Here is a 22,293-nt window from a genome sequence, read left to right as displayed (position 1 = left end):
TCTCAGACCTTGAGCCCACCAGCCCCCGCAGCCAGCGCCTCGCCCACATACCGCGCCCGGGGCCGTATCAACCGCCCCGTCTGCCCCTGCTCGATCGCATGGGCCAGCCACCCGGCCGTGCGCGCCACGGCGAACAGGATGAAGGGCGCGTCGGTCGGCAGGGCCAGCGCCCTCGCCAGACCCACCAGGGCGAAGTCGATATTGGGCAGTTGCCCCGTCGCTGCTTCGGTCTCCCGTCGCAGATCGACCAGCAGCGCCGGCGGCGTGAAGGCTTCCAGCAGCGCCCGCGCCCGAGGATCCCCGTCCGGATAGAGCGGATGTCCAAAGCCCGGCGTCGATGATCCCTGCGCCAGACGCGCCGACACGGCCCTGGCGGGGCCCGTCCGGTCGGCCTCGGCGACGAAGGCCTCGACCCGGGCGGCCATGCCGCCGTGCAACGGACCTGACAGGGCGCAGAGCCCGGCCAGGGCGGCGGCTGACAACGACGCTCCCGTCGAGGCCGCCACACGCGCCGCGAAGGTCGAGGCGTTCAGTTCGTGATCGGCCAGCAGCACCAGCGCCGTCCGCAGCAGGTCGGCGCCCGCCGCGTCGACGCCCCAGGCCCGCGCCAGCCGCTGATGGGCGGGACCTTCGGTCACCTCGCCCGCCGCCGCGTCGACCACGGCGTCGAGCAGGCTGGCGGCCTCCATGGCCAGGGCCAGCGGCGCCCGTCCGCGCGCCGGGGCCTCCGCCCCCGCCCGCAGCGCCAGGACGTTGAATAGCCGGGCGCGAGCGGTCTCGCCGGCCACGACATCCCCCGCCCGCGCCGCCTTCAGCGCCGCGCCATGGCCGCCGCGCAGCAGTCGCGCCGTCTGTTCCAGGGTGTGGTCTTGCGCCAGCACCGCCGCGTCGCGCCCCCGGTACCAGAGCCGCCCGCCCGCCACCGTGGTGATCGCCGAGGCCAGCACCGGCTCGCCCCAGGCGATGGCCTCGACGGCTACGTCGGCGGCGCGACGCCCCCGGGCCTTGCGGGCGTGCAGGGCGGCGACGTCGGAGGCGCGATACAGGCTGCGGCGCGAATCATCGGGATGGGCGGCGGCCTCGATCCGGCCCCGGCTGACATAGGCGTAGAGGGTCTGGGGCCGGATCCCCAGCCGTTCCAGCACCTGCTCCGCGTCCAGCCAGTCATTCGCCATATAGATTGATTATATTGATCAAGATTGACGATCAAGCACGCCGGGCGCGAATTGCCGGCCGAAAGGAGACCTCAAATGTCGCAAGGTCTTGCCCACGGGCTTGAAGGCGTGATCGCCGCCCACACCGTTCTGTCCGACGTCGACGGCGCCCATGGCCGCCTGGTCATTCGCGGCTATGCCGTCGAGGATCTGGCCGGCCACACCACCTTCGAGCAAGCCGCCCACCTGCTGTTCGACGGCTTTTTCGACGACATGCCGGCCGATCTCGCGCCCGCCCTCGGCGCCGCGCGGGTCAAGGTGTTCGCCGAGGTCGGGGCGCTGGATGAGGCCCTGGCCAAGCGCGATCCGGTCGAGGCCATGCGCGCCCTGCTGGCCCGCCTGCCGGACGGCGATGACCTGGCCACCGCCCTGCTGCTGCTGGCCGCCCCGGCCGTCTTCACCCCCGCCGTGCTGCGCGTCGCCGCCGGCCAGGCGCCCGTCGCGCCGGACCCGGCCCTGTCGCACGCCGCCGACATCCTGCGGATGACCCGGGGCGAACCGGCCAGCGACGCCGAGACCCGGGCCCTGGACGCCTATCTGGTCACCGTCTGCGACCATGGCCTGAACGCCTCGACCTTCGCGGCCCGGGTGATCGCCTCGACCCGCGCGGGCCTGACCTCGGCGGTGCTGGGCGGGATCTCGGCCCTGAAGGGGCCGCTGCACGGCGGCGCGCCGGGGCCGGTGATCGACATGCTGGACGCCATCGGCACGCCGGAGAACGCCCGCCCCTGGCTGGAAAAGGCCCTGGCGCGTGGCGACCGGCTGATGGGGTTTGGCCACCGCATCTATCGCGTCCGCGACCCCCGCGCCGACGCCCTGAAGGCCGCCGTCCGCAAGCTGTCGGACGCCTCCCGCGCCCTGCCCGGCCGCGTCGCCTTCGCCGAGGCCGTCGAGCAGGCCGCCCTGCAGATCCTGCGCGAGCGCAAGCCCGACCGGCCGCTGGACACCAATGTCGAGTTCTATACCGCCCTGCTGCTGGAGGCCCTGGGCCTGCCGCCGGCCAGCTTCACCTGCGTGTTCGCCATGGGCCGCACGGCCGGCTGGATCGCCCACGCCCGCGAACAGCTGGCCGGCGGCAAGCTGATCCGGCCGCAGTCGGTCTATGTGGGGCCCGGCGTGCGGCAGGCCGCCTGACGGCAAAGGCGAGAACGACTCGCGCGAGTCGTTCTCGCTGGGGCCCGGCCGCGCCGCTTGTTAAGGAGGCGGCATGAGCCTCTCCGCCCTGTCGCCTGAAACCCAGGCCCTGACTCGTCGCGTCACCGCCCTGTCAGTGGCCGTCGCGGCCGTGCTGATCGTGGTCAAGACCCTGGCCTGGCTGGCCAGTGGCTCGGTGGCGATGCTGGCCTCGCTGTCGGACTCGGGCCTGGACCTGGTCGCCTCGCTGATCACCTTCTTCGCGGTGCGCTACGCGGCCGAGCCGCCGGACGCCGAGCACCGCTTCGGCCACGGCAAGGCGGAAGCCTTTTCCAGCCTGATGCAGGGCGGCCTGGTCTTCGCCTCCGGGGCCCTGATCGGCCAGGAAGCGATCCGGGCCATGTTCAATCCGCGTCCGGTCGAGCAGGGCCTGCTGGCCATGGCGGTGATGGTCGTCTCGATCGCCCTGACCCTGGGCCTGATCATCGCCCAGTCGAAGGTGCTGAAATCGACCGGCTCGATCGCGGTCTCGGGCGACCGGGCCCACTATGCGGCCGATCTGGGCTCCAACGCCGTCGCGCTGGTCGGGATCGGCGCGGCCGCCTTCCTCGGCTTCGGCTGGATCGACGCCGCCGCCGGCCTGATCGTCGCCCTGTGGCTGATCTGGGGCGCGATCGGCGTATTCCGCGAAGCCGCCAGCCAGCTGATGGACCGCGAACTGCCCGACGAGGACCGCAAGCGCATCGTCGCCCTGGCGACCGAGGATCCGCGCGTGCTGGGCGTGCACCAGCTGCGCACCCGCGCCTCGGGCCCCTATGTCCACATGCAGATGCACGCCGACCTCGAGGCCGGGATCTCGCTGGCCGAGGCCCACACCATCATGGTCAATGCCGAGAACCGGCTGCTGGAGGCCTTTCCGGCCGCCGACATCATCATCCATCCCGACCCCCGGGGTAAGGCCGAGACCCACGGCGGGCTGTTCGCCGAAGCCCATCACGGCTAGTAAGCGCCAGATCTTTTTCGAGACGAGCCGCCGCTTCATGGACGACACCCTGGCCCAACTGCCCCACGCCTTCGCCGGCAAGACCGTGCTGGTGCTGGGCGATGTGATGCTGGACCGCTTCATCTACGGCGCCGTCGACCGCATCTCGCCCGAGGCCCCGGTGCCGGTCATCGCCGTCGAGCGCGAGACGGCCATGCTGGGCGGCGCGGGCAATGTGGCCCGCAATGTCGCGGCCCTGGGCGGGCGGGCCGTGCTGATCGGCCTGATCGGAAACGACGACGCCGGCCGCGCCCTGACCGCCATGCTGGACGACGAGGCGGGGGTCGAGGCCCATTTGGTCACCGACCCCGGGCGTCGTACGACCGAAAAGGTCCGCTACATTTCCGGCTCGCACCAGATGCTGCGGGTCGACCGCGAGGATCGCGGGCCCGCCGAACCCGCCGATCTGCTGGCCGCCTTCAGCCAGCGCCTGGCCGCCGCCGACGTGGTGGTGCTTTCCGACTACGCCAAGGGCGTGCTGACCGACGCTGTGACCCGCCAGGCCATCGACGTCGCCCGCGCCGCCGGCAAGCCGGTGATCGTCGATCCCAAGAGCCGCAACCTTGGCCGCTATGACGGCGCGACCCTGGTCAAGCCCAACCGCAAGGAAGCGGCCGAAGCCACCGGCGTCACCGACGACAGCGACGAAGCCTCCGAAGAGGCCGGCGCAGCGATCCTGGCCATGGCGCCCGCTCTGGACGCCGCCCTGATCACGCGGGGCGGCGCAGGCATGACCCTCAGCGTGCGGGGCCAGCCGCCCGTGCATCTGCCGGCGACGGCCGTCGAGGTGTTTGACGTCTCCGGCGCCGGCGACACCGTGGCCGCCACCCTGGCCCTGGCCGTCGCGGCCGGCGCCTCCCTGGCCGACGCCGCCCGTCTGGCCAATCTCGCCGCCGGCCTGGTGGTGGCCAAGCTGGGCACCGACGTGGTCACCGCCGCCGAGCTGACCGCCCTGGCCCGCTCCGAAGCGGGCGCGCCGGCCGAGGTCAAGATCGCCGACCTGCCCCACGCCCTGGAGATCGTCGCCGGCTGGCGGGCGCGCGGCCAGACCGTGGGCTTCACCAATGGCTGTTTCGACCTGCTGCACCCCGGACACGTGTCGCTGCTGGACCAGTCGCGGGCCGCGTGTGACCGCCTGATCGTGGGCCTCAATACCGACGCCTCGGTCTCCAAGCTGAAAGGGCCGACCCGGCCAGTTCAGAAGGAGCACGCCCGCGCCGTCGTCCTGGCCTCGCTGTCGTCAGTGGATCTGGTGGTGCTGTTTGACGAGGACACGCCCCTGAACCTGATCCAGGCCTTCCGCCCCGATGTGCTGGTCAAGGGCGCCGACTATACGGTCGAGACCGTGGTCGGCTCCGACGTGGTGCTGGGCTATGGCGGCCGAGTGCTGCTGGCCGACCTCAAGCAGGGCCAGAGCACGACCGCCCTGATCGGCCGAATGAACGCCAAACCCTAAGCTTCACTATGACAAAACGCCACGCAAAGGCCTGCTTTGCTTGGGTTAACAGTGTTCAGCAACAGGTTGTTAAGCAAACCGGCGCATCGCTCTGCTGATGCAGCCTGAGCGCAAATGGGCATGAGCGTCGATCGCACCCTTCATCATTTCCCCCTGGACCCCGCCTCGCGACAGGTGCGTCTGGCCCTGGGTGAAAAGCGTCTGCCCTTCGCCGAGGTGCAGGTTCGCTATTGGGAAGGCGCGCCTGACTTTCTGGCCCTGAACCCGTCGGGCGTGACCCCGGTGCTGGTCGAGATCCGCAGCGAGCGCAAGACCGTGGTCTGCGAGACCCGGGCCATCCTGGAACACATCGAGGAGCAGGATCCCGAGCCGGCCCTGCTGGGCCGCGACGCCAGCGAGCGCGCCGAGGCCCGCCGCCTGCTGCAGTGGTTCGACCGCAAGTTCGACAATGAGGTCAACGGCTTCCTGCTGCACGAGAAGATGGAGAAGCGCCTGCTGCGGCTGGGCGCGCCCGATCTGTCGTCGCTTCGTCGGGGTCGCGAGGCCCTGCGCCAGCATCTGGCCTATGTGGATGGCCTGCTGCAGACCCGCGACTGGCTGGCCGGCCGCCGCATGAGCCTGGCCGATTTCGCCGCCGCCGCCCACCTGTCGGTGATCGACTATTTCGGCGATGTGCCCTGGCAGGACTTCCCGACCGCCAAGACCTGGTACATGAAGCTAAAATCGAGGCCCTGCTTCAGGCCCATCCTGGCCGATCGCTGGCCCGGCCTCGCGCCGGCCGCGCATTATGACGACCTCGACTTCTAGTCACCCGAACCCGCTTTTGAAGGACGAGATCCGCGCCGAGGCCCTGCGGCTGGGCTTCCATGCTTGCGGATTCGCCGACGCGGCCGCCGCCTGGCCCAACGGCGCCTGGTTGGCCGATTTCGTGGCCGAGGGCTTCCACGGCGAGATGGGCTGGATGGAAGAGACCCTGGAGCGCCGCAGCCACCCCACCGCCATGTGGACCGACGCCCGGTCGGCCGTGGTGCTGGGCATGAACTACGGCCCCGACCACGATCCGCTGACGGCCCTGGAGCATTCCGACCGCGCGGCGATCTCGGTCTACGCCCAGGGCGACGACTATCATGACGTGGTCAAGAAGCGGCTGAAACTGCTGGCCGGCTGGATGCACCACCGGTTTGGCGAAGAGGTGAAGGTCTTTGTCGACACCGCCCCGCTGATGGAAAAGCCCCTGGCCCAGCGGGCAGGACTGGGCTGGCAGGGCAAGCACACCAATCTCGTTTCCCGACCGTTCGGCTCGTGGCTGTTCCTGGGCTCGGTGCTGACCACCCTCGACCTTCCGCCCGACGCGGCCGAGGTGGATCACTGCGGCTCCTGCCGGGCCTGCCTGGATATCTGCCCGACCCAGGCGTTCCCGGAGCCCAACCGCCTGGATGCCCGGCGCTGCATCTCCTACCTGACCATCGAGCTGGCCGGCCCGATCCCGGCCGAGTTCCGGCCCGCCATGGGCAACCGCATCTATGGCTGCGACGACTGCCTGGCGGTCTGTCCGTGGAACAAGTTCGCCCAGGTCTCCAGCGAGGCGAAGTTCCATGCCCGCGAGGCGCTGAAGGGCCCGTCTCTGGCCGAGCTCGCGGGGCTGGATGACCCGTCGTTCCGGGCGCTGTTTTCCAAGAGCCCGGTCAAGCGGATCGGAAGGGACCGGTTTGTACGCAACGTGCTCTACGCGATCGGCAACAGCGGGGATGCCGGGCTGATGGCCGTGGTTGAGCCGTTGCTGAGCGATCCGGCGCCGGTGGTGCGCGGGGCGGCGGTCTGGGCGGCGCGGCGGCTGGCGCCGGAGCGGGCGATGGCGCTACAGGGCGTCGAAGAGGACACCGACGTGTTGGCGGAGTGGGGCGTCTAGAGAAGATCCTCCCCTTTTTGGGGCAGGGTTATCGCCTATGGCCAAAAGCAGCTGTCATCCCGGACGAGCGCGCAGCGCGAAGATCCAGGACCGACGCCTGAGCGCCGCGTTCCAAATCGGTCCCGGATCTTCGCCCGGCTTCGCCGAGCTTGTCCGGGATGACAAATCTTCAGGACGCAAACTCATATGCGACAGCTCCAAGGGGGGAGCTGCTACAAACTTACAGCTTCAGCAGATCCTCGATCGCGGCCCGAGCCGCCGAGCCCAGCTCCGGATGGGCCAGGGCCATGGCCACATTGGCCCGCAGCAGGCCGATCTTGTCGCCGCAGTCATAGGTGATGCCCTCGTACTCAAGGGCGTGGAACTCCTGGGTCCCCATCAGCTTCAGCATCGAATCCGTCAGCTGGATCTCGTTGCCGGCGCCCTTTTCCTGCGAGGCCAGCAGATCGAAGATCTCGGGCTGCAGGATGTAGCGGCCGCTGATGAACAGGTTCGAGGGCTCGGTCCCCTTGGCCGGCTTCTCGACCATGCCGGTCATGCGGTTCAGGCGACCGTCCTGGCCGTCCAGGGCCACGATACCGTACTGGTGGGCCTGACCGGCCGGGCAGGGCTCGACCACGACGATATTGCCGCCGACCTGGTCATAGGCCTCGATGGCCTGGGCCAGGGCCGAGGTCTGGGCGTGCATGACCATGTCGGGCAGCAGCACCGCGAAGGGCTCGTCGCCGACGATGTCGCGGGCGCACCACACCGCATGGCCCAGGCCCAGCGGGGCCATCTGGCGCACGAAGCTCATCTCGCCGGGCCTGGGCAGCTCGGCCAGCAGCTCGTCCAGCATCTGCGTCTTGCCCTTGGCGGCCAGCGCGGCCTCCAGCTCGACGTGATGGTCGAAATAGTCCTCGATCGCGCCCTTGCCGCGACCGGTGACGAAGATGAAGTGCTCGATGCCCGCCGCGCGGGCCTCGGCCACCACATAGGACAGGATCGGCCGGTCCACGACGTTCAGCAGTTCCTTCGGGGTCGTCTTGGTGCCCGGCAGCACGCGGGTGCCGAAGCCGGCGACGGGAAGAACAGCCTTGCGGACGGGTTTCATGAGCGCCTCATCAATCCTCTGGATGGCCGTTTCTAGGGGGCGAAATGGCGAAACGCCACCACCGTTCCGTGAAATCATCGCTGGCCAGGATCGTCCGGCAGGCGGAAGATTGATCTTCGCGCGGAGCCTGCTAGCTGAAACGCCAATTGTCTTCGGAGGCTTCCATGCATCGTCGCACCCTGCTCACCCTTCTGACCGCCGGCGCAGCCGTCTCGCTGGCCGGCTGCAGCAACAAGAAGGCCTCGGAGAATTTGCTGGCCGCCGACGCCTTCATGGCCAAGAACGCCAAGGAACCGGGCGTGGTCACCCTGCCCGAGGGCCTGCAGTACAAGATCATCCGCTCGGGCCCCAACGGCGGCATGCATCCCACCCGCGCCGACGAGGTGAAGGTTCACTATGAGGGCAAGCTGATCGACGGCACGATCTTCGACAGCAGCTACGAGCGCGGCGCGCCCGCCTCGTTCCCGCTGGACGGCCTGGTGCCGGCCTGGGTCATCGCCCTGCAGCGCATGAAGGCCGGCGACGAGTGGATGCTCTATGTGCCGCCGGCCCTGGGCTATGGCGCCCAGGACAAGGGCCCGATCCCCGGCAACAGCGTGATGATCTTCAGGATCGAGCTGATCGACGTGCTGCGCGCGCCGACGGGCGTCCCGAAGGGGTAGTTTTAGATCCTCCCCTCTTGGGGGAGGTGGCCCAGAGGGCCGGAGGGGGCAAGCTCGGCCCAAGCCGCATTAGCCCCCTCAGTCGCTCCGCGACAGCTCCCCCGGAGGGGGAGCATCTATCAAACCGCCTACACCGACCGCGGCGGGTAGCCCTTGTCGCGCAGGGCGTCGATGATCTCCTGGGTGTGCTGGGCGTCGCGGGTTTCGATGGTGATGTCGAATTCCGCGCCCTTGGCCGGCACGTCCAGGGCCAGGCGGTTATGATTGACCTCGATGATATTGGCGCCCATGACGCCGATCACATTGGCCACGGTCGATAACAGGCCCGGGCGGTCGTCGCCGACAATGCGCAGGGACACCAGGCGCTGGGCGCGAACCAGTTCGCGGGTCAGGACCGAGGCCAGCAGGCGGGTGTCGATATTGCCGCCGCACAGGATCAGGCCGCACTTCTTGCCCCGGAAGCGTTCGGGATAGGCCAGCAGCGCCGCCAGCGAGGCCGCGCCTGCTCCTTCAGCAATGGTCTTCTCGACGTTGCAGTACAGCGCCACGGCCTGCTCGATATGCGGCTCTTCCAGCAGCAAAACATCGTCGATCAGCGGGCGGGCGACGCCATAGGTCAGCTCGCCCACGGTCTTGACCGCCACGCCCTCGGCAATGGTCTGGCCGCCGCAATGGGCAGTGATGCCGCGCATCTTGGCGGTGAAGGACGGGTACATGGCCGGCTCGCAGCCGATGATGCGGATGTCGGGCTTCAGCGCCTTGGCCGCCGTGGCCACGCCGCTGATCAGGCCGCCGCCGCCGATCGGCACCGGCAGGATCTCGAGGTCCGGCGCGTCTTCCAGCATCTCCAGGGCGATGGTGCCCTGGCCGGCCATGATGTCGTAGTCGTCGAACGGGTGGACGAAGGTCAGGCCCTGCTCTTCGCGCAGGCGCAGGGCGTGGGCGTTGGCGTCATCATAGCTTTCGCCCTCGATGATCACCGTCGCGCCGAAGTCGCGGGTGTGCTGCACCTTCACGAAGGGCGTGGTCTTGGGCATGACGATGGTCACCGGCACGCCCAGCCGGGCGCCGTGATAGGCCAGGCCCTGGGCATGGTTGCCGGCGCTGGCGGCGATGACGCCCTTGGCCTTCTGGGCGTCGGACAGCAGCATCAGCTTGTTGAGCGCGCCGCGCTCCTTGTAGGCGGCCGTGAACTGCAGGTTCTCGAACTTCACCCACACCTCGGCGCCGGTAATCTTCGACAGGGTCTTGGAATAGCGGCACGGGGTGCGCTCGATGTGGCCCTTGAGGCGGCCGGCGGCGGCCTGGATGGCGGCGAGGTCGAGAGTCATGGGCTACCTGTCTGGACGCGGAACAATCACTTTGGCGGGGAGCGTCCGGGCGCGTCTAGCACAGTCGACCCGGGCTCCGCACGCCTTGCGGCGCCTCAGGGGGCCCGATCCAGCAGATCGGCGATCGCCGCCCAGGCCTGCGGTTCGGTGAGCATTGGCGCGTGACCGACGCCGGGAACCTCGACCACCGCCATGTCAGGCGCGGCGGCGCACATTCGTTCCACGATCGGCAGGTCGATCAGGTCGGAAATGCCGCCGCGCACCAGCAGCACCGGGCGGTCCTTGGTCAGGGCGCGGAACAGCGGATACATGTCCGGCGCCAGGGCCGAGGCGCCATCCTTGTTGGCGGCGGCCGCCGCCTTGATCGGCGCCGAGATGTCCGGATCGCAAGCGAGGACGAAGCCGCCGTCCTTCGCGTCGAAGAACCGGCGGGCGAAACGGTCCCAGTCGGCGTCGCCATGGGCGGGGAAGGCCGCCTGGTTGATGCGGCGGGCATAGTCGACGGCCTCGGGCCAGGCCTCAAACCGGCTGGCCCCGCCGGCATAGGCGGCGATGCGGGTCAGGCCGACCGGCGACAGCTCGGGTCCGACATCGTTGAGCACCACCGCCGCGATGGCTTCCGGCTTGAACGACGCCAGGACCATGGTGATCAGGCCGCCCATGCTGGTGCCCACGAACACCGCGCGCTCGATCCCGGTGGCGGCCAGCAGGGCGACGATGTCGCCGGCATAGGTTCCGGGGTGATAGTTCAGCGGCTGCGGATCCCAGGCCGACAGGCCCCGACCGCGCACATCCACCGCCAGGACGCGGCGACCCGTGGCGGCGATCAGGGGCGCAAGATCCTCGAAGTCGCGGGCGTTGCGGGTCAGGCCGTGGATGCAGATCACCGGCAGGCCGGTGGCCTCGCCCCCAATAACGCCCATCGGGGCGTAGTCGCGGGCGTGCAGCGGCAGGCCTTCGCCGGAGGTCCAGAACAGGTCGGTGAAGCCGGTCATGCGCGGTCCTTGTGAACAAGTCCTCCCCCTAGCGGGGGAGGTGTCGGCGGAGCCGACGGAGGGGGAAGTCCCGGCCCATTCATTGCCGACTTCCCCCTCCGACCTTCGGTCGCCTCCCCCCTCAGGGGGAGGATTTTAGCCCTCGTACACGAACGGCGAGTCGATCTCGGTCAGCAGGGGCGCGGCCTCGTCGCGGGCATTGGCCCCGATGTCGGCATTGGGGATCGTCCAGTCGATACCGATGGCCGGGTCGTTCCAGCGCACCGCGCCCTCGGCCGGCGGGGCGTAATAGTCGGTGCACTTGTAGAGCACCTCGCAGTCGTCGGTCAGGGTGCAGTAGCCGTGGGCGAAGCCCTGGGGCACCAGCAGTTGCTGGCGGTTTTCGGCCGACAGCTCGGCCCCCACCCACTGGCCATAGGTCGGCGAGCCTTTGCGGATATCCACGGCCACATCGAAGATCGATCCGACCACGCAGCGCAGCAGCTTGTCCTGAGCGTGGGGCGGCTTCTGATAGTGCAGGCCGCGCTGGATGCCGCGCGTGGTCGAGCGCACATGGTTGTCCTGCACGAAGGGCCGGGTGAACCCGGCCTCTTCCAGCGCCGACTGGCGGAAGGTCTCCGAAAACCAGCCGCGCTCGTCGCCATGGCGGGCGGGCGTGATAAGCAGGACCTCGGGAATCGCCAGGGGGGTGATTTTCATGACCAGAACGCTCCAGGGACAAGTTCGCCACCGATGCCGTCTGTGACCGCCGATGACAAGAGTGCGCCGACTGTAAGCGTGATCATCGTCTCGTATGAGAGCGGTCCGACCCTGGAACGCTGCCTGGCGGGGCTGGCCGCCCAGACCTTCACCGATTTCGAGATCCTGCTGGTCGACAACGCCTCGACCGATGGCGCGCCCCAGGCCGCCGTGGCGGCGGATCCGGCGATCCGCTTCCTGCAGCCCGGAGCCAATCTGGGCTTCGCGGCCGGCAACAATCTGGCGGTCAAGTCGGCGCAAGGCCGCTGGCTGGCCCTGCTCAATCCCGACGCCTATCCCGAGCCCGGCTGGCTGGCCGCCCTGATGGACGGCGCGGCGCGGCATCCGGGCGTCGAGAGCTTCGCCTCGCTGCAGACCTCGGCCGACGATCCGGCCGTGCTGGACGGGGCCGGCGACAACATGACCTCGGCCGGGATTCCCTTCCGGGGCGGCTATGGCCGCCGGCTGCCGCCCAACCTGCGCGAGGGCGAGGTGTTCTCGTCATGCGGCGCGGCCATGCTGATCGACAGGGCGCTGTTTGAAGACCTCGGCGGCTTTGACGAGCGGTTCTTCTGCTACTGCGAGGATGTGGACCTTGGCTATCGCCTGCGCCTGACCGGCCGGACCACCCTGCTGCTGCCTCATGCGCGGGTGGCCCATGTCGGTTCGGCCAGCACCGGCGTGCGCTCGGACTTCGCCATCTTCCACGGCTCGCGCAACCGGGTCTGGACCTTCCTCAAGAACACTCCGCCCCTGCTGCTGTGGCTGACCACGCCGCTGCATGTGGCGGTGACGGGCGCCCTGCTGCTGCTCCACCTGCGCCGGGGCGACGCCGGGCCGGCGGTGCGGGGGATCCGGGCGGCGCTGAAGGGTGCGGACTTGAAGGCGGTGATGGCCGACCGCAGAGCGGTTCAGGCGCGGCGCAAGGTCGGTTCCGGCGCCATCCTGCGGGTGATGTCGATCGACCCGGCGGCGTTCATCGGGCGGCGGTTCGTTATTCGGAAAGCGAAGCTCTAAATTTTCCCGTCATCCCGCGACTTGTTCACGGGACCCATGGTTCAGCTTCGACGTGAAATTTCGTCCTGCTCCGCACTTGCGGCGGACAGATGGGTCCCGCGAACAAGTCGCGGGATGACGGAGATCTAGAGGGAAAGATCCTCCACCAACCGCGCCATAAACGCCGCCCCGCGCTGCATCTGGGAGATCTCGACGAACTCATCGGGCTGGTGGGCCTGGTCGATCGAGCCCGGCCCGCAGATCACCGTCGAGAACCCCGCCCCCTGGAACTGACCCGCCTCGGCGGCATAGGGCACCACCCGGCCCGGGCCGTTGTCGCCGGCCATGCGGCGGGCGAAGGCTTCGGCGACGCCGTCGACTTCCGGCGCGAAGGCGGGCGTCAGCGACCGACGCTCGACCCTGACCCCGGCCTCGGGCGCGCGGGCCTTCAACTCGGCGTCCATGGCGGCGGCCCTGGCGAAGAAATCGGCCAGGATCGCCATCGGGTCCATTCCCGGCGGGGTGCGCAGGTCGAAGATGAACACGCATTCGCGGGCCAGGATATTGACCGCCGTGCCGCCATTGACCTGACCGATGGTCAGGGTCGCGCCCTTGGGCGTGAACGGCGAGGCGGGATCGGCCTCGCGCGCCAGTGTCTCGGACAGCTCGACCAACCCGGCCATCAGTCTGACGGCCGCCATGTTGGCCGAGACGCCCAGGTGGGTCAGGCTGGAATGGGCTTCGCGGCCTGACACCGTGACCCGGAAAGAGGCGATGCCCTTGTGGCCGCTGACGGCGACCATGTCGGTGGGCTCGCCGACCACCACCAGGGCGGGGCGAGGCAGATCGCGGGCGATGACCGCGATCATGTCGGGCGCGCCCAGGCAGCCGACTTCCTCGTCATAGGAGAAGGCCAGGTGCACGGGCTTGCTGAGCGTTGCGGCCGCCAGGTCCGGCGCGGCGGCCAGGGCCAGGGCCAGGAAGCCCTTCATGTCGCAGGTCCCGCGCCCGTAGAGGCGGCCGTCCTTTTCGGTCAGCACGAACGGATCGGTCGACCAGGGCTGGCCATCGACCGGCACCACGTCGGTATGGCCCGACAGCACCACACCGCCCTCCACCGCCGGGCCGATGGTGGCCAGGAGGTTCGACTTGGTCCCGTCGGCATTGGGCACGCGCCGCGAAGGCACGTTCAGCTGGGCGAGGTAGCCTTCGACCCATTCGATCAGCGCAAGATTGGACAGGCGCGAGGTGGTGTCGAACGACACCAGCTTGGCCAGAAGGTCGATGGCGCGGTCGGACAGCGCTTCGGAAGAGGATGCCATGGGGCGAGCCTAGACCTGTCTCCCTGCTACTGCCTAGGCAGGGCTATCGGAGACAGACGAAAAACGTCTGTCATCCCGCCCCGGCCTTGAGCCGGGGGCGCAGCGCGCAGATCCGGGATCGACGGCTGAGCGCCGCGTTTCCGGCGGTCCCGGATCTGCGCCCGGCTATCGCCGGACTTGTCCGGGATGACAGCTTTTCCCGCAGCGACACCCTATGAGCAGACTTGGCTGGCGAGACGGGCGAGGCAAGACCGTGCCGAAGCCGTGGCGATCTCCGCTCTCGACGAGCGAATTCATCCTCGCCCGTGGCGGTCCACCGCTTTTCTTCGGCGCGACAAGCCTCTAGAGGGAGCGGACCATGATCCTGACCCTCTCCTGTCCCGACCAGCGCGGCATCGTCGCCAAGGTGTCCGCCTTCCTGTTCGAGCGCGCCTGCAACATCCTCGACGCGCAACAGTTCGACGACCAGGAGACCGGCCAGTTCTTCATGCGCGTGGTGTTCGACGCCGACGGCGCCGACCATAAGGCCCTGCGCGCCGATTTCACGGTGGTGGCGACCGCCCTGTCGATGAAATGGACCCTGCGCGACCGCACCGACCGCTACCGGGTGATGATCCTGGCCAGCAAGTTCGACCACTGCCTGGCCGATCTCGTCTATCGCTGGAAGATCGGCGAGCTGCCGATGGAAATCGCCGCCGTCGTGGCCAACCACCCGGCCGAAACCTACGCCAATGTCGACCTGACGGGCCTGCCCTTCCATCACCTGCCGGTGACCAAGGAGACCAAGTTCGAGCAGGAAGCCGCCCTGTGGCAGCTGATCCAGGACACCCGGACCGACATCGTCGTCCTGGCCCGCTACATGCAGGTGCTGTCAGAGGGGCTGTCGGCCAAGCTGGCCGGGCGCTGCATCAACATCCACCACTCGTTCCTGCCCGGCTTCAAGGGCGCCAAGCCCTATCATCAGGCCCATGCGCGCGGCGTGAAGGTGATCGGGGCCTCGGCCCACTACGTCACCGGCGACCTGGACGAAGGTCCGATCATCGAGCAGGACGTCGAGCGCATCAGCCATCGCGACACGCCCGAGGACCTGATCCGCAAGGGCCGCGACATCGAGCGCCGTGTCCTGGCCCGCGCCCTGCGCTATCAGCTGGAAGACCGGGTGCTGCTGAACGGTCGCAAGACGGTGGTGTTCACCGACTAGGCTTATCCACAAGCCGGGTTGCGTGAACGAGGATTTCTGAGCTACGGGGCGGGCTTAAGTCGTTTCCAGGGCCCGGCATGTCTCGCAATCTTCGTATCATGGTCACTGGCGGCTGCGGCTTCATCGGCTCGGCGGTCTGTCGGTATCTGGCCAGTCTGGGCGACGCGGCGATCCTCAATTTCGACGCCATGACCTATGCGGCGTCGGAGACCAGCCTGGCCGACCTGCGCGGCCACAACAGCTATACCTTCGTGAAGGGCGATGTGGCCGACGCCTCGGCCGTGGCCGAGGCCATCGCCGCGTTCAAGCCCACCCACATCATGCACTTGGCGGCCGAGTCGCATGTCGACCGTTCGATCACCGGCCCCGGCGCCTTCATCCAGACCAATGTCATCGGCACCTATGTGATGCTGCAGGCGGCGCTGGACTACTGGCGCAGCCTGGACAGCGCCGCCGCCCAGGCCTTCCGCTTCCACCACATCTCGACCGACGAGGTGTTCGGCAGCCTGGGCGCGCAGGGGCTGTTTTCAGAAACCACCCCCTATGATCCGCGCTCGCCCTATTCGGCATCGAAGGCCTCGTCCGACCACATGGTGCGGGCCTGGCATCACACCTATGGCCTGCCGGTGGTGGTCTCCAACTGCTCCAACAATTACGGCCCCTATCACTTCCCCGAGAAGCTGATCCCGCTGGTCACGCTGAACGCTCTCGAGGGCAAGCCGCTGCCGGTCTATGGCAAGGGCGAAAACATCCGCGACTGGCTCTATGTCGACGACCACGCCAAGGCCCTGGTGCTGATCGCCACCAAGGGTGTGGTCGGCGAGAGCTACAATGTCGGCGGCCGCAACGAGCGCACCAATCTGCAGGTGGTTGAAGCCATCTGTGACATCCTCGACCAGTTGCGCCCGCAGCCGGGCCTGAAGCGCCGCGATCTGATCACCTTTGTCACCGACCGTCCGGGCCATGACGCCCGCTACGCCATCGACGCGACCAAGCTGGAAACAGAGCTGGGCTGGAAGGCGGAAGAAAACTTCGACACCGGCCTGCGCAAGACCGTCGAATGGTACCTGGCCCGCGAGGACTGGTGGCGGCCGCTGCGCGAACGCTATGACGGCCAGCGCCTGGGGCTGAGGACGACCTGATGTCATCCCCCAACAAGGACGGTCCGCGCATTGCGCTCTTCGGCGCCAACGGCCAGCTGGGTCAGGACCTGTCGGCCATCGCCGCGTCGCGCGGCCTGACCCTGCTCGCCCTGCAACGTCCGCAGTTCGATGCGACCGATCTGGCCGGACTGGACGCCGCCCTGGCCGATCTGGACTTCGACGTCGCCATCAACAGCGTCGCCGTCACCCGCGTGGACGACTGCGAGAAGGACCCGGCCCCGGCCGTGGCCATCAACGCCGATTTCGCCGAGGCCCTGGCCAGGACCTGCGCCCGCAAGAAGGCCCGCCTCGTCCAGGTCTCGACTGACTATGTGTTCGGCGGCCAGATCTCGCGCGAGCCGCTGGACGAGACCGCCGCGCCGGCCCCGATCAACGTCTATGGCCAGACCAAGCTGCAGGGCGAAACCCTGGCCCGCCAGGCCCATGATGACGTCATCGTCGCTCGCGTCGCCTCGCTGTTCGGCGTCGCGGGCGCCAGCGGCAAGGGCGGCAACTTCGTCGAGACCATGATCCGCTTCGGTCGCGAGCGCGGGGCCCTGAAGGTGGTCGCCGACCAGGTGATGTCGCCGACCAGTTCGTGGGACGCCGCCGAGGCGATCCTCGACCTGATCAAGGTGGAAGCGCCGGCCGGCGTCTATCATGTGGTCAATTCAGGGGCGGCCAGCTGGCATGATTTCGCCGCCGCCATCATCGACCGCGCAGGGGTCGAGGCGACGGTCTCGCCGATCCCGACCTCCGAGTTTCCGACCCCGGCCCGCCGTCCGCCCTATAGCGTTCTGGCCAACGCCAAGGTCGAAAAGGCGCTGGGCCGATCCATGCCGGCATGGCAAGACGCTCTGGACAGATATTTGACGGCCAAGGGTCACCGCCAGACGTGACTGACCGCGCGGGGCAGTAGGGGTATTATTTCATGAAGGGCATCATCCTGGCCGGCGGATCGGGCACGCGCCTGCACCCGGTGACCAAGGGCGTCAGCAAGCAGCTGCTGCCGGTCTACGACAAGCCGATGATCTACTATCCGATCTCGATCCTGATGATGGCGGGCATCCGCGACATCCTGATCATCAGCACGCCCCGCGACCTGCCGCTGTTCCAGGGCCTGCTGGGCGACGGCTCCGATTGGGGCGTCAATTTCGTCTATGCCGAGCAGCCCGAGCCCACGGGCCTGGCCGACGCCTATCGCATCGGCGCGCAATTCGTCGGCAATGGTCCCTCGACCCTGATCCTCGGCGACAACCTGTTCTATGGCGCGGGCATGGGCCGGATGCTGGAAGGCGCGGCGACCCGCGCCCAGAACGGCGCCTCGGTCTTCGCCTATCTGGTCAAGGATCCGGATCGTTACGGGGTCGTCGAGTTCGACGACAACAACCGCGCCGTCAGCATCGAGGAAAAGCCGGTCCATCCGCGCTCCAACTGGGCGGTGACCGGCCTCTATATGTACGACAACAAGGTCGTCGACTATGCCCGCGACCTGAAGCCCTCGGCGCGTGGCGAGCTGGAAATCACCGACATCAACCGCCTCTATCTGGAGAGCGGCGCCCTGTCGGTCGAGCGCATGGGCCGGGGCTTTGCCTGGCTCGACACCGGCACCCACGACAGCCTGCTGGAAGCCTCGGAATTCGTGCGCGCCATCGAGCATCGCCAGGGCCTGAAGATCGGCTGCTGCGAGGAAGTCGCCTACCAGAACCGCTGGATCAATACCGACCAGCTGCTGGGCCTGGCGCACGACCTGCAGAAGTCGCCCTATGGCGCCTATCTGCGCTCCCTGGCCGAGGGCTGAGCGGCCTTCCACAGGCCCCGGACAGCCGCGCCCGACCGCGCGATTGGCCGTTGTCCGGAGCCCCCGAACGGGCCTAAACACCCAGAAGAATCAGCAGGGTCACGCTGCGGGATGAGCGGTTCCCCAAGCTTCCAAGGCCTGTTAAGAAGGCGCCCGCTCCGACGGAGCGAGAAGCCGGGTCGCTTCGCCCGCCGCCAACCTGTTTGCGAGAGTTTCCGGATTTGTTTGCCGTCAACAGGAATGGCTTCTGAATGAGCCTCTTCGGAAGTTTCAAGGCCGCCGCGCTGGACCTGTACCGCGGCGTGCTCCTGACGCCTCTGTGGTGGCGGGTCAGCGTCGAGCAGACCGTGACGCGCTACCGCCGCAGCCTGCTGGGCCCCGTCTGGATGGCCAGCACCACCCTGGCCACCGCCTTCTCCCTGGCCATCGTGTTCGGCTCGATCTTCGGCGGCGACGCCAAGGATAACCTGTCCTTCATCATGATCGGCGTGGTCGGCTGGTCGATCACCGGCGGCATCCTGCCCGAGATCGCCAACACCTTCGTCAACGCCGCCGGCGTGATGCAGGTGCGCAACCTGCCCCTGAGCTTTCACGCCTTCCAGCAGATGAGCAAGATCTTCATCAACTTCCTCCACCAGGTCGTCGGGCTGTGGCTGGTGCTGATGCTGATGAAGCTGGCGGTGATCCCGCACTGGACCCTGCTGGTGAACCTGCCCATCGCCCTGCTGACGGGCCTGTTCATCAGCATTCCGCTGGGCATGATCTCAGTGCGTTTCCGCGACATCAACTATATGGTCGGCTTTGTCGCCCAGAGCCTGTTCATGCTGACACCCGTGTTTTGGAAGCGCACACAGGTTCCCGAGTCCATGCGCTGGATCGTCGATCTCAACCCGTTCAGCCACCTGCTCGAGATTGTCCGGCAGCCGTTGATGGGGGCCGCAGCGCCGATCCATGATGTCCACGCGTCGCTGGCCTTCCTCGGCGTCGCCGCGCTGTTTACGCTGATCAGTCTGACCCTGGTCCGCACCCGCGTCGTGTTCTGGCTGTAGGCGACATGAACAGTTCCATCGAACTCACCGACGTCACGCTCGACTACAACCTCTACAGCGTGCGCGCCCAGTCGCTGCGCAACACCGTGCTGAACATGGCCGTCGGCGGCCGCCTGATCCAGGCCGGCAAGGACGTGACCTTCGTGCGGGCGCTGTCGAACGTCAGCCTCAAGCTGCAGGAAGGCGACCGCCTGGCCGTGATCGGCCACAACGGTTCGGGCAAGACCTCGCTGCTGAAGATCCTGGCCGGCATCTATTCGCCGACCTCGGGCAAGGTGGATGTGCGCGGGCGGATCAGCTCGATGATCTCGATCTCGGTCGGCCTCGACATCGAAGCCTCGGGTCTGGAGAACATCCGCAACCTGGCCATGATGCAGATGATGTCGGACCGCGAGATCAAGAAGCGCCTGCCGTCGATCGTCGAGTTCTCCGGCCTGGGCGCTTTCGTGCACATGCCGCTGAAAACCTATTCGGCCGGCATGGCCGCGCGCCTGACCTTCTCGGTGGCCACCCAGATGGACGCCGACATCCTGATCATGGACGAGTGGATCAGCGCCGGCGACGCCGACTTCCAGAAGCGGGCCGCAGACCGCCTCAACAGCATGGTCGATTCCGCCAAGATCGTTGTCCTGGCCACCCACGACTATCAACTGGCCGCCAAGGTCTGCAACAAGGTCATGACCATGGAATCCGGCGTGCCGACCTTCCTTGGGACCACCGAGGAATGGCTCGCGAGAAGCAGCGCCGCGTGAGCGAGCGGCTTCCCGCGCCCCGGAAGGCCGTCGAGCCGACCGGATCGCCCGGCCAGTTCAGGGCCCAGGCCGCCGATGCGGAGATGCTGTTTCGTCTGACCCGGGCCGAGCAGCCGCAGTTTGACGACGTAGCCTCGGTTCGCGTCAGCGTGAAACTCCGCGCGATCGAGGGCGAGATCCAGACGCCCAGCGTGCTGATCGACTGGGGCGACGGCCTGGCGCTGGCGACGCCCGTGGCGCTGAAGCGGCTCGGCGATGACGCCTATGTCGTCGTGGCCCACACCAATGCCGGCGCCCTGCGCCAGATCGTGCTGCTGCCCTCCGGCGCGCCCTGCCTGTTCGAACTGAGCGGATTCCGGGTCGATCCCGCAGCCGAGCCCGCAGCCGGCGCCCCGCGACTTTCGGCGCCGCGCCGGCTGCTGCGCGCCGCGCTACGCCGGCTTTCGCCCGGCGCCGCGCGCGGGATCCGCATCATCCTCCGGACTCTCAGCGATCCCAAGAGCACGATCCGTCTGGCGCGTCAGACGATGAGAAATCGCCGCCAGGACCCCTGGCGCGAGTCCTATCAGCACGCCTTCAATGTGGCGCGGCACGCCTTCAGCCCCCACTTCGCCGCCCCGGCCCTGGGTCCGCCACCCCGCGCCGACGATGCGCCCCGGGTGCTGGCCTTTTACCTGCCGCAGTACCATCCGTTCCCCGAGAACGATCAGTGGTGGGGCAAGGGCTTCACCGAGTGGACCAATGTCAGCAAGGCCACGCCCCAGTTCGTCGGCCACTACCAGCCGCGCCTGCCCGGCGAGCTGGGCTTCTATGACCTGCGGGTGCCCGAGGTGCTGCAGGCCCAGGCGGCGATGGCCCGCAACGCCGGCGTCGACGCCTTCTGCTTCCACTATTACTGGTTCGGCGGCAAACGGCTGCTGGAGCGCCCGCTCGACGCCTTTGTCGCCGACCCGCAGATCGACCTGCCGTTCGCCCTGTGCTGGGCCAACGAGAACTGGACCCGGCGCTGGGACGGCGACGAACAGGACGTCCTGATGGCCCAGGACCATTCGCCGGAAGACGACCTGGCCCTGCTCGACGACCTGTCCCGCTACATGGCCTCGCCGCGCTATGTGAGGGTGGGCGGCAAGCCGCTGCTGATCGTCTATCGCCCCGACTCCCTGCCAGACGCCGCGGCCACGCTGGAGCGCTGGCGCAGGCGCGCTCGCGAGCGCGGGATCGGCGAGCTGTTCATTCTCTGCACCAACGCCTTTGGCTTCTCGGCCTGGCGCGACGCCGGCTTCGACGGCCTGGTCGAGTTCCCGCCCCACGCCCTGCAGAAGGGCGAGATCACCGACACGGTCGAGCGCCTGAACCTGGATTTCGCGGGCCGGATCTACGACTACGACACGATCGTCGACGGACGCATCGCGGCCCTGGAGGCGCGCCAGGACGCCCGGATCTATCCCGGCGTCATGCCGTCCTGGGACAACGAGGCGCGCAAGCCGGGCTTCGGCAATATCTTCCACAATGTCACGCCGCAGCGCTTCCACGACTGGGCCGGCGCCGCCCTCGACTGCACCACGCGCCTGGCCCCGCCCGACGAGCGGCTGGTGTTCGTCAACGCCTGGAACGAGTGGGGCGAGGGGACCTATCTGGAACCCGACCGCTGGCTGGGCCACGCCTCGGCCCAGGCCCTGCGCAACGCCGTGGCCATCCGCGCGCCGACGCCCGCGCGCGACCATCCCGCCGTGGCCGCCTCGCAGCAAGGCCCCCGCACGCATGACGCGGTCATGCTGTTCCATATCTTCTATGCCGACCTGATCGACGACCTGGCCCAGCGCCTGGCGCCGCTGCAGGGCAGCATGGACGCCATCATCACCTTCCCCGAGCAGTGGCCGACGGCGGCGGTCGACGCCCTGGCCAGGGCCGTGCCGGGCGCTGTCCTGGTCCCCATGCCCAATCACGGACGCGACGTGGTTCCGTTCCTGACCGCACTGAAAATCGCGCGGGCGCGCGGCCACACCGTGTTCTGCAAGGCCCATACGAAGAAGTCGCCGCACCGCTCGGACGGCGCCGCCTGGCGTGATCGCCTGCTGGACGGCCTGATGTCTCCCGATCGCGCCCAGGCGGCCCTGGCGGCGTTCGCGCAGGACGGGCGGCTGGGCCTGCTGGCGCCGGAGAACGCCCGGATGCTGTTCAGCGACCCGGGGGTCATGACCCACAATGCCGAGGGCGTGGACCAGCTCTCCCGCGAACTGAACTTCCGCTATGGTCCCGACACGGCTTTCCCGGCCGGCACCATGTTCTGGGGTCGCATCGCGGCGTTCGAGGCGCTGGTCGGTCACGACCTGACCTTCGAGCCCGAACTGGGACGGGTAGACGGCACCCTGGCCCATGCCTTCGAGCGCAGCGTCGGCTGCCTGGCCGAAACGGCCGGCTTCCGGGTGCAGTGGAGCCTGTAAGGCTCTGAAACC

General features: G+C 68.3%; 20 protein-coding genes. 14 read left to right on the top strand and 6 right to left on the bottom strand.

Annotation, left to right across the window (positions count from 1 at the left end; translation table 11 throughout):
* Window positions 1–2: 2 nt before the first annotated feature.
* Window positions 3–1,175: a citrate synthase family protein gene (locus ACW176_RS06115; protein WP_492111275.1), complete on the bottom strand. Its 1,173-nt coding sequence runs from the start codon at window positions 1,173–1,175 to the stop codon at window positions 3–5.
* Between the two features lie 75 nt (window positions 1,176–1,250).
* Here ACW176_RS06115 and ACW176_RS06110 point away from each other — a divergent pair, with 75 nt between their 5' ends.
* The 5 genes from ACW176_RS06110 (at window position 1,251) to queG (ending at window position 6,755) form a co-directional block, all read left to right on the top strand.
* Window positions 1,251–2,348 carry a citrate synthase/methylcitrate synthase gene (locus tag ACW176_RS06110; protein ID WP_492111274.1) on the top strand — a complete coding sequence of 366 codons (1,098 nt, stop codon included), beginning with the start codon at window positions 1,251–1,253 and terminating at the stop codon, window positions 2,346–2,348.
* A 73-nt stretch (window positions 2,349–2,421) separates the two neighbouring features.
* Window positions 2,422–3,351 (top strand): cation diffusion facilitator family transporter, encoded by a 930-nt coding sequence (locus tag ACW176_RS06105; protein WP_492111273.1) that lies wholly within the window; start codon window positions 2,422–2,424, stop codon window positions 3,349–3,351.
* A gap of 37 nt (window positions 3,352–3,388) precedes the next feature.
* Window positions 3,389–4,846 (top strand): D-glycero-beta-D-manno-heptose-7-phosphate kinase, encoded by a 1,458-nt coding sequence (gene rfaE1 / locus ACW176_RS06100; protein WP_492111272.1) that lies wholly within the window; start codon window positions 3,389–3,391, stop codon window positions 4,844–4,846.
* Between the two features lie 120 nt (window positions 4,847–4,966).
* A complete protein-coding gene (gene fzlA / locus ACW176_RS06095) occupies window positions 4,967–5,653 on the top strand; it encodes an FtsZ-binding protein FzlA (RefSeq protein ID WP_492111271.1) in 687 nt (228 codons plus the stop codon).
* Complete coding sequence (queG, locus tag ACW176_RS06090; protein ID WP_492111270.1) at window positions 5,634–6,755, top strand: tRNA epoxyqueuosine(34) reductase QueG; 1,122 nt, start codon at window positions 5,634–5,636, stop codon at window positions 6,753–6,755. Before fzlA ends, queG begins: the two co-directional genes overlap by 20 nt.
* A 220-nt stretch (window positions 6,756–6,975) precedes the next feature.
* Here the strand turns inward: queG and ACW176_RS06085 are convergent, their stop codons facing one another.
* Window positions 6,976–7,848, bottom strand: a complete 873-nt coding sequence (locus ACW176_RS06085; protein WP_419319430.1) for a UTP--glucose-1-phosphate uridylyltransferase — start codon at window positions 7,846–7,848, stop codon at window positions 6,976–6,978.
* 164 nt (window positions 7,849–8,012) lie between these two features.
* Between ACW176_RS06085 and bamJ the strand changes: the two genes are divergently transcribed.
* Window positions 8,013–8,510 (top strand): BamJ family beta-barrel-assembly machinery protein, encoded by a 498-nt coding sequence (bamJ, locus tag ACW176_RS06080; protein WP_492111269.1) that lies wholly within the window; start codon window positions 8,013–8,015, stop codon window positions 8,508–8,510.
* A gap of 128 nt (window positions 8,511–8,638) precedes the next feature.
* On the opposite strand, the gene ACW176_RS06075 is transcribed toward bamJ, so the two are convergent.
* The 3 genes from ACW176_RS06075 to rfbC form a co-directional block, all read right to left on the bottom strand.
* A complete protein-coding gene (locus ACW176_RS06075; protein ID WP_419319428.1) occupies window positions 8,639–9,841 on the bottom strand; it encodes a threonine ammonia-lyase in 1,203 nt (400 codons plus the stop codon).
* Window positions 9,842–9,936: 95 nt separating this feature from the next.
* On the bottom strand, window positions 9,937–10,836 hold the full coding sequence (locus tag ACW176_RS06070; RefSeq protein ID WP_492111268.1) for an alpha/beta fold hydrolase: 900 nt from the start codon (window positions 10,834–10,836) through the stop codon (window positions 9,937–9,939).
* A gap of 135 nt (window positions 10,837–10,971) precedes the next feature.
* On the bottom strand, window positions 10,972–11,535 hold the full coding sequence (gene rfbC, locus ACW176_RS06065) for a dTDP-4-dehydrorhamnose 3,5-epimerase (RefSeq protein ID WP_492111267.1): 564 nt from the start codon (window positions 11,533–11,535) through the stop codon (window positions 10,972–10,974).
* A 33-nt stretch (window positions 11,536–11,568) separates the two neighbouring features.
* Here rfbC and ACW176_RS06060 point away from each other — a divergent pair, with 33 nt between their 5' ends.
* Window positions 11,569–12,591: a glycosyltransferase family 2 protein gene (locus ACW176_RS06060; protein ID WP_492111266.1), complete on the top strand. Its 1,023-nt coding sequence runs from the start codon at window positions 11,569–11,571 to the stop codon at window positions 12,589–12,591.
* Between the two features lie 125 nt (window positions 12,592–12,716).
* On the opposite strand, the gene argE is transcribed toward ACW176_RS06060, so the two are convergent.
* Entirely contained in the window at window positions 12,717–13,892 is a 1,176-nt protein-coding gene (gene argE, locus ACW176_RS06055) for an acetylornithine deacetylase (protein ID WP_492111265.1), read from the bottom strand.
* 358 nt (window positions 13,893–14,250) lie between these two features.
* On the opposite strand from argE, the gene purU reads away from it, so the two are divergent.
* The 7 genes from purU to ACW176_RS06020 all read left to right on the top strand — a co-directional run bounded on the left by purU (window position 14,251) and on the right by ACW176_RS06020 (window position 22,281).
* The gene (purU, locus tag ACW176_RS06050; RefSeq protein ID WP_492111264.1) at window positions 14,251–15,093 is read left to right on the top strand and encodes a formyltetrahydrofolate deformylase; all 843 of its coding nucleotides are present in this window, start codon (window positions 14,251–14,253) and stop codon (window positions 15,091–15,093) included.
* Between the two features lie 77 nt (window positions 15,094–15,170).
* A complete protein-coding gene (rfbB, locus tag ACW176_RS06045; RefSeq protein ID WP_492111263.1) occupies window positions 15,171–16,235 on the top strand; it encodes a dTDP-glucose 4,6-dehydratase in 1,065 nt (354 codons plus the stop codon).
* Window positions 16,235–17,134, top strand: coding sequence for a dTDP-4-dehydrorhamnose reductase (gene rfbD, locus ACW176_RS06040; RefSeq protein WP_492111262.1), 900 nt, complete (start codon window positions 16,235–16,237; stop codon window positions 17,132–17,134). Before rfbB ends, rfbD begins: the two co-directional genes overlap by 1 nt.
* Window positions 17,135–17,166: 32 nt before the next feature.
* On the top strand, window positions 17,167–18,036 hold the full coding sequence (gene rfbA / locus ACW176_RS06035; RefSeq protein WP_492111261.1) for a glucose-1-phosphate thymidylyltransferase RfbA: 870 nt from the start codon (window positions 17,167–17,169) through the stop codon (window positions 18,034–18,036).
* Between the two features lie 251 nt (window positions 18,037–18,287).
* On the top strand, window positions 18,288–19,085 hold the full coding sequence (locus ACW176_RS06030; protein ID WP_492111260.1) for an ABC transporter permease: 798 nt from the start codon (window positions 18,288–18,290) through the stop codon (window positions 19,083–19,085).
* A 5-nt stretch (window positions 19,086–19,090) separates the two neighbouring features.
* The gene (locus tag ACW176_RS06025) at window positions 19,091–19,837 is read left to right on the top strand and encodes an ABC transporter ATP-binding protein (protein ID WP_419319418.1); all 747 of its coding nucleotides are present in this window, start codon (window positions 19,091–19,093) and stop codon (window positions 19,835–19,837) included.
* On the top strand, window positions 19,834–22,281 hold the full coding sequence (locus tag ACW176_RS06020; protein ID WP_492111259.1) for a glycoside hydrolase family 99-like domain-containing protein: 2,448 nt from the start codon (window positions 19,834–19,836) through the stop codon (window positions 22,279–22,281). The genes ACW176_RS06025 and ACW176_RS06020 overlap by 4 nt, the downstream gene beginning before the upstream one ends.
* Window positions 22,282–22,293 lie beyond the last annotated feature (12 nt).

The organism is Caulobacter sp. FV1ye13L, assembly GCF_058681155.1.
Note: the sequence above shows the minus strand (reverse complement) of the source record. Positions and strands in the feature narration are given on the sequence as shown.